Origin of the sequence: Pseudoclavibacter endophyticus (genome assembly GCF_008831085.1) — a bacterium.
Classification (GTDB): domain Bacteria; phylum Actinomycetota; class Actinomycetes; order Actinomycetales; family Microbacteriaceae; genus Pseudoclavibacter; species Pseudoclavibacter endophyticus.
In genome coordinates, this window is the sequence record NZ_WBJY01000001.1 from 2037666 (window position 1) to 2052577 (window position 14912).

At 69.9% G+C, this 14912-nt stretch carries 13 protein-coding genes; 5 read left to right on the top strand and 8 right to left on the bottom strand.

From position 1 onward, the window contains the following. Positions 1-86: 86 nt before the first annotated feature. The 3 genes from F8O04_RS09120 to F8O04_RS09130 all read right to left on the bottom strand — a co-directional run bounded on the left by F8O04_RS09120 (position 87) and on the right by F8O04_RS09130 (position 3625). Entirely contained in the window at positions 87-1253 is a 1167-nt protein-coding gene (locus F8O04_RS09120; protein ID WP_158028913.1) for a flavin-containing monooxygenase, read from the bottom strand. 14 nt (positions 1254-1267) lie between these two features. Next, the gene (locus tag F8O04_RS09125) at positions 1268-2521 is read right to left on the bottom strand and encodes a CE1758 family FMN-dependent luciferase-like monooxygenase (RefSeq protein ID WP_158028914.1); all 1254 of its coding nucleotides are present in this window, start codon (positions 2519-2521) and stop codon (positions 1268-1270) included. Between the two features lie 141 nt (positions 2522-2662). Then, the gene (locus F8O04_RS09130) at positions 2663-3625 is read right to left on the bottom strand and encodes a helix-turn-helix transcriptional regulator (protein ID WP_158028915.1); all 963 of its coding nucleotides are present in this window, start codon (positions 3623-3625) and stop codon (positions 2663-2665) included. Positions 3626-4404: 779 nt separating this feature from the next. Here F8O04_RS09130 and F8O04_RS09135 point away from each other — a divergent pair. Together F8O04_RS09135 and F8O04_RS09140 are read left to right on the top strand one after the other, a co-directional pair. After that, complete coding sequence (locus tag F8O04_RS09135; RefSeq protein WP_158029183.1) at positions 4405-4608, top strand: cold-shock protein; 204 nt, start codon at positions 4405-4407, stop codon at positions 4606-4608. 411 nt (positions 4609-5019) lie between these two features. After that, on the top strand, positions 5020-6081 hold the full coding sequence (locus tag F8O04_RS09140) for a fatty acid desaturase family protein (protein ID WP_158028916.1): 1062 nt from the start codon (positions 5020-5022) through the stop codon (positions 6079-6081). Here F8O04_RS09140 and F8O04_RS09145 read toward each other — a convergent pair. From F8O04_RS09145 to F8O04_RS09155, 3 genes are all read right to left on the bottom strand, one after another. After that, the gene (locus F8O04_RS09145) at positions 5992-6309 is read right to left on the bottom strand and encodes a response regulator (protein ID WP_158029184.1); all 318 of its coding nucleotides are present in this window, start codon (positions 6307-6309) and stop codon (positions 5992-5994) included. The genes F8O04_RS09140 and F8O04_RS09145 overlap by 90 nt on opposite strands. 371 nt (positions 6310-6680) lie before the next feature. Further along, a complete protein-coding gene (locus F8O04_RS09150) occupies positions 6681-8015 on the bottom strand; it encodes an MFS transporter (protein WP_225734938.1) in 1335 nt (444 codons plus the stop codon). 143 nt (positions 8016-8158) lie between these two features. Beyond that, positions 8159-9322 (bottom strand): acyl-CoA dehydrogenase family protein, encoded by a 1164-nt coding sequence (locus F8O04_RS09155; RefSeq protein WP_188726191.1) that lies wholly within the window; start codon positions 9320-9322, stop codon positions 8159-8161. 209 nt (positions 9323-9531) lie between these two features. Here F8O04_RS09155 and F8O04_RS09160 point away from each other — a divergent pair, with 209 nt between their 5' ends. From F8O04_RS09160 to F8O04_RS09170, 3 genes are all read left to right on the top strand, one after another. Beyond that, positions 9532-10545: a LysR substrate-binding domain-containing protein gene (locus F8O04_RS09160; protein WP_225734939.1), complete on the top strand. Its 1014-nt coding sequence runs from the start codon at positions 9532-9534 to the stop codon at positions 10543-10545. 157 nt (positions 10546-10702) lie between these two features. Further along, positions 10703-11371: a phosphoribosylanthranilate isomerase gene (locus F8O04_RS09165; protein WP_225734940.1), complete on the top strand. Its 669-nt coding sequence runs from the start codon at positions 10703-10705 to the stop codon at positions 11369-11371. Positions 11372-11465: 94 nt separating this feature from the next. Continuing rightward, positions 11466-12344, top strand: coding sequence for a siderophore-interacting protein (locus tag F8O04_RS09170; protein WP_158028919.1), 879 nt, complete (start codon positions 11466-11468; stop codon positions 12342-12344). A gap of 12 nt (positions 12345-12356) precedes the next feature. Here the strand turns inward: F8O04_RS09170 and F8O04_RS09175 are convergent, their stop codons facing one another. Both F8O04_RS09175 and F8O04_RS09180 read right to left on the bottom strand, forming a co-directional pair. Continuing rightward, a complete protein-coding gene (locus F8O04_RS09175) occupies positions 12357-13481 on the bottom strand; it encodes an LLM class flavin-dependent oxidoreductase (RefSeq protein ID WP_188726190.1) in 1125 nt (374 codons plus the stop codon). A gap of 46 nt (positions 13482-13527) precedes the next feature. Continuing rightward, complete coding sequence (locus F8O04_RS09180) at positions 13528-14802, bottom strand: hypothetical protein (protein WP_158028921.1); 1275 nt, start codon at positions 14800-14802, stop codon at positions 13528-13530. Positions 14803-14912 lie beyond the last annotated feature (110 nt).

Sequence of the window (14912 nt, forward strand, 5' to 3'; positions counted from 1 at the left end):
CGGCGGCGACGAGCTGACCGATCCCGTGGACGATTGCCCCACGGCCCACTCCTCGGACTCGTGTGCGCGACGCCCACCGAGATCGGTCACGCGGCGGCGGGCGCCGTGATGCGGCCCGCCGCGAGCGCCGCCCGGCGCCCGGCTCGTGTCGCGCCGAGCGTCGACGCGCTCGCACCGTAGCCGACCACGAAGAGGCCGGGCTCGCGCACGACCGTGACATCGTCTTCCCCGACGAGGAGGCCGCCGCCCGGCTCGCGCACGCGGAGCGGGGCGAGATGGCCGAGCGATGGGCGGAAGCCCGTCGCCCAGAGGATCGCGCCGACCTCCTCGTGCGAGCCGTCGGCGAAGTCGACCCCGCCCGAGGTGAGCTGCCGGATCGGCCCGCGCGAGACGAGCACGCCCCGCTCGATGCCCGCGCGGTAACGCGGCAACAGCGCGAGCCCGGTGTTCGAGACGACCGAACCCGACGGCAGGCCGCGATGCGTCTTAACCCGCACGCGCTCCTCGACGCCACGGCCCCACTCCGGATTGAACGACGCGTCGATCCACTGGGGCGGCCGGCGCGTCGACCACACGGTGTCGACGCCGTGCGCTTCGAGCAGGAGCACGAACTGCACGGCCGACGCGCCTCCACCGACCACGAGCACCCGCTCGCCCATGAGCTCGTCGGGCGAGACGAAGTCTCGCGTCGTGAGCTGACGCCCCTCGAATCGTCCTGGGTGCGACGGGACGAACGGGCTGTCCCACGTCCCGGTCGCACTGATGACCACGTCGGTCGAGATGACGATCACGGCGTCCCGCTCCGACCCGAGCGTCACTCCCCCGGCGCCGTCGGCGGTCGACCCCCCGGACACGGCTCCGCCCTCGCCGCGGGACACGCCCCGGACGAGAAAACCGCCGCCCTCACGCCGTTCGACGGCCGTCACGCGCACGGGCCGGCGGACGCGGAGTCCCTCGCGCGCCTCGTAGTCGCCGTAGTAGCGCTTGACGACCTCGCGCGCGGGCTCGGACGGATCGACCTCGCCGACCGGGAAACCCGGCAGATCGTGGATGCCGTGCGCGTCATCGAAGGTGAGCGCGTCCCACCGGTGGCTCCATGCACCGCCCGGTGTCGGGTTGGCGTCGAGGATCTCGAGGTCGACACCGGGTGTGAAACCGCGGCGCCGCAGGTGGTGCGCCGCGGCGAGCCCCGCCTGGCCGGCGCCGATGACGACGGCGCGCCGCACGGGCTCGGCGGATGCGACGGTGGTCATTCTCGCTCGTCCGCTCAGTCCCCGGCGCTCGCAGCGCCCGCCTCCGGGTCGGCGCCCTCAGCGCCCGTCCGCGCAGCTCCCGCCGACTCCGCCTCGCGCGCCGCCCGCACCTCGTCGGTGTCGAGGTAGGGCGAGCCGCCCGTCACGTTGTCGCCGCGGTTGGCCTGCGGCCGCGGCTGGCGGGGAGTCGTGTCGCCGTACTTGGCGCGCACGAGGCGCTCGTGCGTCGGCGCGGGCGCCGACTCGGGGTCGCGCCGCGACTCGAGCTCCTTGCGCACGACCGGCACCACCTCGCCGCCGAGCAGTTCGAGCTGATCGAGCACGATGCCGAGGGGCAGGCCCGCGTGGTCTTGCAGGAACAGCTGGCGCTGGTAGTCGCCGAACGCATCGTGGTAGGTCAGGATCTTGTCGATCACCTCTTGCACGCTGCCGACGGCGAGGGGCGTCTGGCTGCTGAACTGCTCGAGCGACGGCCCGTGGCCGTACACGGGGGCCTCGTCGAAGTAGGGGCGGAACTCCCGGTAGGCGTCCTGCGAGTTGCGCGCGATGTGGGTCTGCCCGCCGAGCCCGACGATCGCCTGTTTCGCGGTGCCGTGACCGTGGTGCTCGAACCGCTGCCGGTAGAACTCGATCAGGCGCAGGGAGTGCTGCGTGGGCCAGAAGATGTGGTTGGCGAAGAACCCGTTGCCGTAGTAGGCGGCCTGCTCGGCGATCTCGGGCGTGCGGATCGACCCGTGCCACACGAACGGCGGCACGTCGTCGAGCGGGCGCGGCGTCGAGGTGAATCCCTGCAGTGGCGAGCGGAACCTCCCCTCCCAGTCGACGACGTCCTCACGCCAGAGCCGGTGCAGCAGGTCGTAATTCTCGATCGCGAGCGGCAGACCCTGGCGGATGTCCTGCCCGAACCAGGGGTAGACGGGCGCCGTGTTGCCGCGGCCGAGCATGAGGTCCATGCGCCCCTTCGACACGTGCTGCAGCATCGCGTACTCCTCCGCGATGCGTACCGGGTCGTTGGTCGTGATGAGGGTCGTCGAGGTCGTCACAATGAGCCGCGACGTGCTCGCGGCGATCGCCGCAAGCAGGGTCGTGGGTGATGACGAGAAGAACGGCGGGTTGTGGTGCTCGCCGATCGCGAAGACGTCGAGGCCGACCTCTTCCGTCTTCTTGGCGATCTGGATGACGGCGTCGATGCGCTCCGCCTCGCTCGGCGTCTCGCCGGTGACGGGGTTGCGGGTGACGTCGCTCACGGACATGAGGCCGAACTGCATGGGCTGCTTCCTAACGTGCGGGTGCTGCGGCGAGCGTGCTGAGGGCGTTCGCAGGGACGGTATCACGTTCATGCGTATGCATAGATAGTGAACGCTCGAAGACGCCGGTTATTCCCGGGATGCAGCGGGACACCGAACGGGTCACGAAACGGCGGCGAGCATCCGCTCGAGCGCCTCACGCATCTCATCCGGGCCGCCCGCGCCGAACTCGACCCTGTAGGTGACCCCCTCCGGCACCCAGGAGCACGCGTACATGACGTCGCGCCAGTCGTGCCCGCCGGCCCGCCACCGCGTGCGCTGCTCACCCTCAGCGACCGCCCCCTGCGCCCACGGCCCGAACGCCTCGCGCACCCGGTCGAGCGGCAGATCGATCACGATCTCGGCCGCCGCGGGAGTACGCAAGTAGCCGCGCGCGGCGAGCACGCGCGCCTCGATCTCCTCGGGGCTGATGGGGCGCGGCTCGAACAGCACGCGCGTGTGCTCCACGCGCTCGAGCCGGTCAACGCGGAAGGTGCGCCAGTCGGCGCGATCGAGATCCCACGCCAGGAGATACCAGTGTCGATCGGCGGGCACGAGCGCGTGGGGATCGACCCGGCGCCGCGTCGCCGCTCCGGACGCCGCCGTGTAGGCGAAACGGACACGCTCATGATCACGACACGCGAGCGCGAGTTCGCCGATCACCTCACTCGAGACCGCTGCGCCGGCCTGGATGCCGGCGGGCAGGACCGCGTCGGCCAGCGCGTTCACGCGGCGTCGCAGGGGCGAGGGGAGGACTCGCTCGAGCTTCGCGAGTGCGGTGAGCGTCGTCTCGGCACCACTGACGAGCCGACCGGATGCGGCGATGCGCAGCCCGATCGCCATCGCGATGGCCTCCTCATCGGTGAGGAGCAGTGGCGGCACGGCCGCGCCCGCTTCGAGGCGGTAGCCACCGGCCGAGCCGGGTGACGACTCGATGCGATACCCGAGCTCACGCAGCCGCTCGACATCGCGACGCACAGTTCGCTCGGTCACCCTGAGCCGCTCCGCGAGCTCCGGACCCGGCCAGTGTCGGTGGGTCTGCAGCAGGTTCAGCAATTCGAGCGCACGGGCCGTCGTATCGGACATGGCACCAGATTCTTCCGCAATACGGTCAGTATCCGTCCGCGATCGGTGGCTTCACCGTGTCGGAACGGCAGCGCAGTCCGGTGACGCGCGGAGGCACCGCGATTCATGTGTACATATTCGAGCGCGATGCGTTAGGCTTCGAGAGATTCCAAACTCGACGGCCGCGTCTAACGCCGGCCAAACGAACCGCACGCGACAGGCAGCACCTCTGCTGCCGCTCGTCGCCCGATAGGCCAGCGCGACACTTCGCGCCTCACGACATTCCGACCGACCGCCGATGACGGCGGCGGTCGAGACGAACGAAACGAAGACTGATCTTTCTCGCACTTCCCGCTGTACGGCCGAAATCCCCAGCACGACCGAAAACCACCGCCCGCCCGGCCGATTATCGACCGTGCGGCCCTCTCTCGTGGCGCCAAGCCGCCCCAGACGTGCACGTCGCCACCATCGACGGCGAATTCGCCGGCCATGTCGTCGGCCCCGCCGACACTCGCCGCTTCGCCGCATTCGGCCCGCAGGGACAGCGCCTCGGCAGCTTCGCCGAGCTCGACGCGTCCCGCGACGAACTGCTGCGCCACCACGTCGCCGCGAGCTCAGCCGCTGCGTTCGCGTCGACCGACGCGGGCCCGTCGTCGCTGCCCGGCTGCGTGTGCGCGGCGACCACGCGCCCGGCTCCTGCTCTCCGCGAGCAGCAGCCGCGCCTCAAGACCCCGCGTCGGCGTCGCCGATGCGGTCACCCGGATCACGCCCGTGGTCCACAACACCGAAGGAATGACGATATGGCCACTGGCACCGTCAAATGGTTCAACTCCGAAAAAGGCTACGGCTTCATCGCACCCGATGACGGCTCTGACGACGTGTTCGCGCACTTCAGCGCGATCGACGGCTCGGGGCACCGCAATCTCGAAGAGAACCAGCGCGTCGAGTTCGACACCGAGCGCGGACAGAAGGGCCTGCAGGCCGCGAACATTCGCGCGATCTAAGCAGCCCTCGGCCTCGCGGGCGCCCCAAGACGGCCCCGCGAACTACGCCGGTGCCGCGACGCGACGACAATCGTCGACGTCGCCGCGCCGGCGTTCGCCGTTTTGCCCCGGCTCTTCCGGGTCGGTCATGCCTTCGCCTCGTTTGACAGGTCTCCTAAGGACTTCACTCAGCCGGGGCGGCTAACCTGAACGCAGCGAACGGCGACTTGCCTCGAGCTTGACCAGGTAGTAGGCAACAATCTCCAGGACGCCGAAGCGTACGGATTCGCCACTGCCGATGAACACACAAGGGCAGTACTCATTACTTCTTCGAACGCCCCCTCGATCTCGAATAACCACGAGCGCTCGGAACGCGAAGCGCTCTCGACCCGCAACGATCGCCGAGGCACGGCTCCGTCCGGCCTCGGACCCGTGCGGACCACCTACGCCGGCACCGACGAGATTCCTCGTTTGGCCAATGCGTACACATCCGTCGCGCAGGTCGTGCGCGAATCCGGCCTCATGCGTCGCGCCCGTGGCTTCTACCTCGGGGTCGGCATCGTGCTCACGCTCGCGCTGGGCGGCATCGGCGCCGGCTTCGTGCTGCTGGGCGACAGCTGGCTGCAACTTCTCATGGCCGCCGCGCTCGGCATCGTCTTCACGCAGGCCGCGTTTCTGGCGCACGAGGCGTCGCACGGGCAGATCATGGCCACAGGGCCTGCCAACAAGCGACTCGCGCGAATCCTCGGCGGCGTGATCGGCATGAGCATGTCGTGGTGGGACGACAAGCACAACGCGCACCACCGCAATCCGAACCGCGTTGGCCGCGACCCCGATATCGAGGTCGACACGATCTCGTTCCTCGCCGAAGACGCGGCGCGCTCGAAGGGCCTGCTCGCCGTGATCACGCGGCGCCAGGGCTGGCTGTTCTTCCCTCTGTTGATGTTCGAGGGGCTCAACCTGCACTTCCTGAGCATCAAGCACCTCGTGTCCCGTGAGCCGCGGCCCGGCCGGTGGATCGAGCTCGGGCTCATCGCCGCGCACTTCGCGATCCTGCTCATCCCCGTCTTCCTCATGCTGCCGCTCGGCATGGCCTTCGCCTTCATCGGCGTGCAGATGGCCGTGTTCGGCGTGTACATGGGCGCCTCATTCGCCCCCAACCACAAGGGCATGCCCATCATCGCGCCCGACGCCAAGCTCGACTTCTTCTCGAAGCAGGTGCGCACGTCGCGCAACATCTCGGGAGGCTGGTGGGCCACCGCAATGTACGGCGGGCTCAATCACCAGGTCGAGCATCACCTCTTCCCGGCTATGGCCCGGCCTCACCTCGCGCGCGCCAGAGAGATTGTGCGCGACTACTGCCAGAGCAACAACGTGCCGTACACCGAGACGACGGTGCTGCAGTCATACGCCATCGTGATCCGCTACCTCAACGAGGTGGGGCTCTCCGCCCGCGATCCGTGGGCATGTCCCATGTCGGCCCAGCTGCGCTAGCCGCGGAGGTCGGCCCGATGCGCGGAGATCGCCGAAGGCCGTCAGCACCAGGATGCGCGTGGCGGCGAGCGTTGCATCCGCTCTGATCGCGTGGGTCGCCTCGATACCGCTGTCGTCCGGCATCCGGAGGTCCATGAGCACGACGTCGGGACGATGTTTCCCGGCTGGCGCGACCGCTTCGCGGCCCGTGCGAGCCTCCGCGACGACCCGCACTGCATCGTCGTTCAGTACGAGCGCCCGGGTCCCCGGAGAGCCCGGCCGTGACGCGCTTCCCCCGTTGCCAGCCCAGCCGCCACGCTGAGGCCGCGGGTTCGGCCTGGCCCTGTTGACGGTGCCTGACCGTACATCGAGTGCTGTGGGGCGTCGCGTTTGCGGGAATCGGGCCCCGCCTGGGCGGCAACCTGGCCGGTCTCGACCCCGCGACTCACGCCGTCAACATGCCCACGCTCGCGCGGATCTCCCACCCTCTTCACGGGCGTGGTCGTCTGCGCGATCACGGGCCTGATCGCGTGGGGTTTTCCTGGCCTCGCCCGGCCCGACGCACGGTAACGGATGCGGGGCGCGGCCGAGCGCTGGGCGCCGACCGGCCCGCGCACCACCTACGCGCGCGCGTCGGTCATCGCCGGCACCGCCACCTCGTCGTCATCGAAGCTGCGCATCGCTCCGTTCCGGACGAAGAGGATCGCCACGAAGCTCACCAGCCCGATCACCGCCATGTACGTCGCGATCGACATGGACGTTCCCGACCACTCGAGGAGCGCCGTGGCGACGAGCGGCGCGATGGCCCCGCCAAGGATCGATCCGACCTGGTACGCGGTCGATGCCCCGCTGTAGCGCACGCTCGACGGGAAGAGCGACGCGACCAGCGCGGCCTGGGGCCCCGCCATGCCGCCGACGGCCGTCGTCGCCAGCAGGAACGCGACCAGGATGAGGCCAGGGCTCCCCGTGTCGACGAGCCAGAAGAAGGGGAAGGCCGTGACGATCACGAGGAGGGCGCCACCCGCGAAGACCGGTTTCCGGCCGATCTTGTCGGCGAGTTGCGCCGAAAGCCCGATCACGATCGTCCACCACGCGGCGCCGCCGACGACCAGCCACAGCATGGTCAGTTGCGGCAGCTCGAGCTGCGTCGTGCCGTAGGTGATCATGTACACGAGCACGAGGTAGCCGAGCGCCGGGGCCGCAATCGAGGCGAACGAGGCAAGAATCAGCGGCTTCCAGTGACGCGCCAGCATCTCCAGCAACGGGAAGCGCTTGACCGCCTGCGTGTCCCGCAGCTTGGCGAACGTCGGGCTCTCCGTCACCCTGAGCCGGATCACGAGCCCGACGACGACGAGCAGCGCGCTCACGAGGAACGGCAGTCGCCAGCCCCACGCGGCGAAGGCGTCCGGCTCGATGACGTTGAGCACCAGGATGAAGGCCAGGTTCGACAGGATGATGCCGAGCGGCACCCCCATCTGCACGAGCGACCCGTAGAAGGTGCGCTTGGCTCGTGGCGCGTGCTCGACGGTCATCAGCACCGCCCCGCCCCACTCCCCGCCGACGCCGAAGCCCTGCACGAGGCGGAGAAAGACGAGCAGAATCGGCGCGAGCACGCCGATGGCCTCATAGTTCGGTAGCAGGCCGATGCCGACGGTGCCGACGCCCATCAGGAGCACCGACAGGACGAGCATCGACTTGCGGCCGACCCGGTCACCGAAGTGCCCCATGACGAGACCGCCGATCGGCCGGGCGATGAACCCGACGGCGAAGGTCGCGAACGAGGCGAGCAGGCCCGTAACGGGGTCCTCCGACGGGAAGAACTGCGGCGCGAAGACGAGCGCTGCCGCGGCGGCGTAAATGAAGTAGTCGTACCACTCGATCGTCGTGCCGAGGGTGCTGGTGAAGGCGACCCTGCGCTGCATCGATCTCGTGACCACGGGGGGTTCGTGTGACATGTCGATTCTCCTCATTGAGCATCGGTTTCGGCGTTGCCGCCGTCGGTGTGCGCGGGTCGCGCACGTTGCAGACCCGCGGGGGTGCGGGCCGGATGCATGACCGCTGCCTTGCGGCTCGCGCATCCGGCCCCGGTGGATGCGATCTACACGGCCGCTCGCGATGCGAGATAGCGCACGCCTGCCTGGCGCCAATTGAGCGTGACGTGGTGCGACACGAGTTCCGCATCGCGCAGTGCGCGCGAGACGGGGTGGTCGGGAAACCCCGACTTCGACCCGACGAGTGACGAGAGCCGCTGCGCGCTGCGCAGGGCGACTCGGGCCACGAACGCATTGTCGCGGTTCTCGCGCGCGAGGTCTTGTTCGCTCGACTCGCGATGCTGCCTCGCCCGCTCAGATGCCTCCTCACTGCGACGCTCGATCACGAGCTTGGCCGTCTCGAGCTGCGCCATGATGTCGGTGATCTCGGTCGCGACGTAGTCCTGGTCGATGAGCCGCACCTGCCCACCGACGGCGCTCGCAACGCGAGTGGCCGTCGAAGCGGTGTCGAGGAAGTACTTCGCGGCGCCATAGACGGCGCCGACGCCGACCGACGAGAACGTGAAGCGTCCGTACGACGGGTACGGCGCGTACATCGCGTCGAACGTCGGGTGCAGGGTACGGCGCTCGGCCAGCTTGTCGACCGTCTCACTCGTCCGCTGCGCCCGGTGCTCTGGCACGAAGACACGGTCGATCGCCTGGCTCCGACTACCGGTTCCCCGCAGCCCGGTCGGATGCCAGTCATCGATCGTGGTGACCTCTTCGCGGGGTACGAGGAACATGTACCCCTCCCGTTCGGGGCCGAGGGGCGCGTGGAAGATCAGCCACTCGGAAAAGTCTGAGCCGCTGCAGAAACCCCACTTCCCCGTCACGCGATAGCCGCCGTCCACCTTCTCCGCCGCGGCCTTGAGGTTCAGCGTTGTGTTGCCCGCGAGCGTGGCATCGGGGTTCTGACCCCAGATGTCTTCCTGCGCCTGCTCGGGGAACGAGCAGATGGCCATGTTGTCGGAGCTCAGGATCGACCACACCCACGCCGTCGATGCACAGCCTTCGGCGAGCGTGACGGCCACCTTGGCGTGATCGGCCTCGCTCATCTCGTAGCCGCCGTACCTCGTCGGCTTGAGGATGCGCCAGAGGCCGGCGTCGATGAGCTCGCGGTACGTCTCATCGGGGATGCGACGCTCGCGATCCACGAGAACGGCGCGCTCGCGCAGGACAGGGATCAGGTTTTCGGCGATCCGGACGACGTCCTCGGTCGTCGGCCGGGCCACGGGAGTCACGGTAGACATAGAAATACTCGCTTTCGCGCTTGCTGTGCGCTCGGGAGGGGTGCGGCGTCGGGCCCGTCCGCCGTGTACCTCGTTGTTCACGGTGCAAGTAAGTCTCTGCACTCGACAAACCACCGTCAAACGCGTGTAATTGCTGAACTAGAACGATTGGGTCGTTTTACTCCGATGCCGGTCAGTGAGGAGGCGCGCTCGTGCAATCGAACCCGGACGCCGACGCCCCGGCGATGGAGCGAGGGCGACAGCGAGACGGCGTCGAGTTCTCGCTCCGCCAGCTCTCCCACTTCGTCGCGGTCGCGGAGGAGGGGGCGATCAACGCTGCGGCGGAGCGATTGTTCATGTCACCATCCGCGGTTGCCGCGTCGATCACGGAGCTCGAGCGCATCCTCGGCACCGATCTCTGCATCCGCCGACGTGCACAAGGCGTGCTGCTGACCCCGTCGGGCAGGCTGGTGCTCACCCGTGCCCGGGCCCTGCTCGGCGAGGCCGCTGAGCTGCGCTACTTCGTCGAGGGGGGAGTCGAGGCGATCGTCGGCCCGCTCGAGATCGGCTGCTATCTCACCCTCGCCCCGACGCTGCTTCCCGGACTCCTGCACGAGTACGAGGCCCTGCATCCGGGCGTGACCGTCAACTTCGTCGAAAGCGCTCAAGACTCGCTCACGGCCTCGCTGCGCGACGGAGAAGTCGATGTCGCCATCCTCTATGACCTCGGCGGGCTCGATGAGTTCGAGCGGATCACGCTCTTCCGCTCTCGCGGCTACGCGTTCTTCGCGGAGGACCATCCGTTCGCGTCACGCGATACGGTCAAGCTCGCCGATCTGGCACGCGAGCCCCTCGTGCTGTTCGACCGCCCGCCGAGCGTCGACTACGTCATGGCGGCGTTCGGCGCCCACGGGCTCGTGCCGACGTTCCGGCACCGCACGAGCTCGTACGAGACGACGCGTGCGCTCGTCGCACGCGGCACCACCTACGGCATCCTCGTCCAGCGCCCGCACAACAAGCGCAGCTACGAGGGACTGCCCGTGGTGGAGAAGGAGGTCGATCCCCCGATGCCGGTGGTCCCCGTCGTGCTCGCGTGGTCTCGGGAGCACCGGCTCTCGCCCCGCGCCGCGGCGTTCGTCGACCTCGCCCTGAGTCAGCACGGGCAGGCGTCGCACCCGCCAGCGCCGCAAGGAGGCACCTACGTCGACCCCTCCCGCGCGGTGTGACGTCGCCGCGCGTAACCTGGGGCCCGCGAGCGCCCCGCATCGGGCGTCACCCAGTGACCCGGGGTACCGTGGAAGGGTATCGCCGCGCAACGTCGCGCGGCCGGGACGACGTACCGACAGCATCCGGACGTAGTTGCCACCGCCGAATGGAGCACGAATGAACACCGCCCTCGCCGACCGTCGACTCGACGCACGATCACAGGCAGGTGGCGTGTACGTCAAGATCTGCGGGCTCGATACGGCCGACAACGCTCGGGTCGCTGTCGAGGCGGGCGCTGACGCGATCGGCGTGGTCATGAGCGCCTCGAGCAGCCGCGGCCTCGACGCGGCACGGGCCCGCCGGATCGTCGACGCCGTCGGCGACGCCGCCGACACCGTCCTCGTCACGAACGATCTCGGCGCTCGCGAGGCCGCCGAGGTCGCCTCTCGGCTCGGCGTCACCGTGCTCCAGCTCCACGGCCCGGCGTACAGCGAGGCGTCGTATCGAGAGGCCCTGCACGTCATGCCGCGGGTGTGGCGCGCGACGTCGCTCGCCGACGCTCCCAGTCTGCAGGTCGGAGCGCACGGCGAGGAGGCCCTGCTGTTGGACGCCGCCACGCCCGGCTCGGGCGAGACCTGGGATGTGGCCGCGCTCGACGGCTCGGCCATCGACGGGCCGTGGCTGCTGGCCGGCGGCCTCACCCCCGCCAACGTGGCAGCAGCGATCGAGGTCGCGAACCCGTGGGGCGTCGACGTGTCGTCCGGCGTCGAGTCGAGCCGAGCCGTCAAGGACCCGGGCCTCATCCGCGAGTTCATCGGCGCCGCGAAACACCTGCAGCTCAGGTGACCGATCCCTGCATGCAGGTAAGGTTGCCCTAACACCGCCAGGCAGCGGTGTCTCGAGTGCCAGACGTCCCCGGCGCTGTAAGGAGCCATCCGCAATGACCGCCCCTCTCCCCCGGACCGACCGGGCACCGCGTCCGGGTCGCCAGGCGCGGCCTCAGGTCGTCCTCGACGTCATCTCCAACGAGCGGATCAGCGATCACCTCGTGCGCCTCACACTCGGTGGCGACGGCTTCGCCGACTACGTCGACAAGGCCGCGACCGACAAGTACGTAAAGATCCTGTTCGCCGACCCGGCACTCGGCCTCACGCCGCCGTACGACCTCAACGCGCTGCGCGAGACCCTCGCGCCCAAGCAGCTTCCCGTCCGCCGCACCTACACCGTGCGGTCCGTCGACGCCGAGGCCGGCACGCTGCAGATCGAGTTCGTGGTGCACGGAGACGAGGGCGTTGCCGGCCCGTGGGCCGCGACGGCGAAACCCGGCGACCGCCTCTGCTTCAACGGACCAGGCGGCATGTTCGAGCCCGATCCGGACGCCGACTGGTACTTCTTCGCGGGAGACGAGTCGGCGATCCCGGCGATCGCGGCGACACTCGAAGCCATGGCGCCGGATGCCGTCGGCCTCGCGATCGTCGAGGTCGCCGGTCCCGGCGACGAGCTTGCACTGCGCGCCCCGGACGGCATCGAGGTGCGCTGGATGCACCGCGGCGGCCCCTTCACGCCCGACAGGACGCAGCTCGCCGAGGCGGTCGCAGCCGTGGCCGCCGACGAGTCCCCCGACTGGCGTGAGGGCGATGTGCAGGTTTTCGCCCACGGCGAGCGGGAGGTCATGAAGCGCCTGCGACGCACCCTCGGCGACGAGCGCGGCATCGATCGCAAACGGCTCTCGCTCTCGGCGTATTGGGCGTACGGCCGCGAAGAGGAGGCCTTCCAGGCCGAGAAACAAGCTCCGGTCGGCCAGATCTTCCCCGACTAGGTTCGAGGCCGGTCAATCGACCTTGGGATGCTCGAGGCCGGCATGCACGATCGGCATGACCTCGCGGGCGAACCGCTGCATCGAGCGTGCCGACTGCTGCTCGCTCAGGCTGCCCCATGCGAAGGCACCGGCGACGTAGTTCACGCCCGACTCCCGCACAGCGTGCGTGACCTGCTCGGCGACGGTCGGTGCCGAGCCGACGAAGAGCAGATGGCGATCGACGAGATCCTCCAGGTCGTCCAGGGGCCCGGTGAACCGCTCGCTCCCCGCGGCCCGCCACAGGTGCGTGAAGCTGTCGTAATGCACGGCGAGGGCCTCCCTCGCGGTCTCGACGGCCTCGGCGTCGTCCCTGCCCACATACACGTGGCGGACCATGCCGAACCGCCGCGGACCCGCGGCGGCGACCGAGGCATCCACCTCGGCACTCTCGCGGAGGAACACGGTCGCGTGCTCGCGCATCACCTCGAGCGGCGGCGACGAGAAGCCGAAGCCGAACAGCACGTGATAACCCTCGGTCACGAGGCGCGGAATCGACTCCGCGTTCGAGGTCGGGTACCAGAGGGGCGGATGCGGCGTCTGCAGCGGGCGGACGAACAGGTCGACCGGCGGCGACGCGGCGGTGGAACCGCCGTCCGCGACGCCCGTCCCCTCGCGAGGGCGCACGAACCTGCCGCTGCGGAGCGCGTCGAGCATCGCTGGCCAATCGCGGAGAAAGCGTGCTTTCGCCGCTTCGGCGTCGAGCCCGAACATGCCGGCCTCGATCGGCGACGACCCGCGCCCGACGCCGATCTCGAGCCGTCCGCCCGACAGCTGGTCGAGCATGGCGATCTCTTCGACGAGCCGCAGCGGGTCGTACAACGGCGTGATGAACGTCGTTGCGGCGAGGCGTATCGTCGACGTCTCGCGCGCCGCGGCCGCGAGGAACACGGCGGGTGATGGCGCCAGGCCGAGGGGCGTCGCGTGATGCTCGGCGAGGTGATAGCGGGCGAATCCGAGCCGTTCGGCCTCCCGCACCAGGCGCAGCCGGGCGTCGTACGTGTCACGGAGCGTCACCCCGGGCTGGGCGTCGAGCCAATCGAACACGCCGAAATCGAGATCGAGGTGATCGCCTTCGAGACGCAGTGAGCTTAGTGGCACGTGCACAACTCCTTCGGTGCGGACGGTTCCGGGCCCCGGGCGGGCGTCATCCCCTCGTGCCCGCGGGCACCCCTATCGTGCCGCATTCCCGCGCCGACGACGCGTTCACCGCCGCCACGCCGCGCAGTCGGTGCAGGCGATAGCCCCACGCGGCCAGCGCGAGGAGCGGCCCCCAGAGCCAGAACGGCAACACGAGGCCCATCGTCCAGGTCAGGTCGCCGAGCGGGCCTGCGCCGAGCACGCCGTCGATGGCGAGGCCGGCCCCACCGAAGGTGAAGAGCGCCGCGACGACGAGTGCGGGCACGACCGCCGCGCCCACGGGAACCTCGCGGTCGCCGAGACGGCCCATCCATCGCGGAAGCCGTTCGCCCCAGGGCAACACGAGCCCGAGCGTGAGCACGCCGCCGAGGGCCATCGCCGCGCCGAGGGCGAGCCCCATCGCGGTCACGACCGGATCCTCGGAGATCAGGCCCGGCGACCCGAAGAGTGGCCACGGCGTGAGCCAGCTGACGCGGGCCACGACGTAGGGCAGGCTGCACGCCGCGGCCGCGATCGTGATCGGCACGCGAGCGCGCCGCACGGCACCGGCGAGGCGTCCCTCTCGTGTGCCGCCGACGGCCACCAGGAGCCAGGCGCCGGCGAACGCAATCGTGACGAGCGCTTCGACCGCATGCGGAAGCGTCTGTCCCATCGAGATGAGCATCGAGCCGTAGAGCCGCGCCACGGGCGCATCCCCGGTGGTCTCGCCCAGGACGACGAGGGCGGATGCTCCGCCTGCGATACCGAGCGCGGCGAGCGGGCGGCGCGTCCCGAACAGCACCAGCGCGACGCCGGCGCCGAGTGGCAGGAGCAGCACCATGGTGTAGCCGCTGACGGCGATGCCGGAAAACCCGAGCAGGCCGACTCCCGCGAGCACCGCGATCGCGAAGGCCGAGCCGCGCAACCACGGCCGGAACCGCGGGGCCGGCCCCGCGCCGTCGTCTGCGGCGAGCGATGTGGTCGTCACCGATCCAGTGCCGGCAGATGACCGGAATTCGCCCGCGGGGCGAGCGTCTCCCAGCACTCGATCGCCGACAACCGGGGTGCGGGCCGAACGCGCCGGGTGAGCGAGGCGAATGGCCGCGAGCACGAGGCCGGCGGCACCGAGTACGAGCTGCGCGATGGCGCCAGTTGATGCCCCCGTCAGCCGCACGAGGGGCGGCGACGCCGCTGCGAGCGGGTTCAGATCGGGAAGCATGAGCCAGATGACGGCGAGGGCCGCGAGCAGAGCGCTTGCGACGAGAGCTGCGAGGGCGGTGGCACGGGCGGGTGTGTTGGGCATGTGCGACATGCTGGCCGCGCCTCGACCGCCCGCGCCTCACTCGATCGGGCGGCTCGGATCGCTCGCGCGGGTGAGCGGCGCGTGGCCCGGACGCGAGCGCCGTCGTGGAG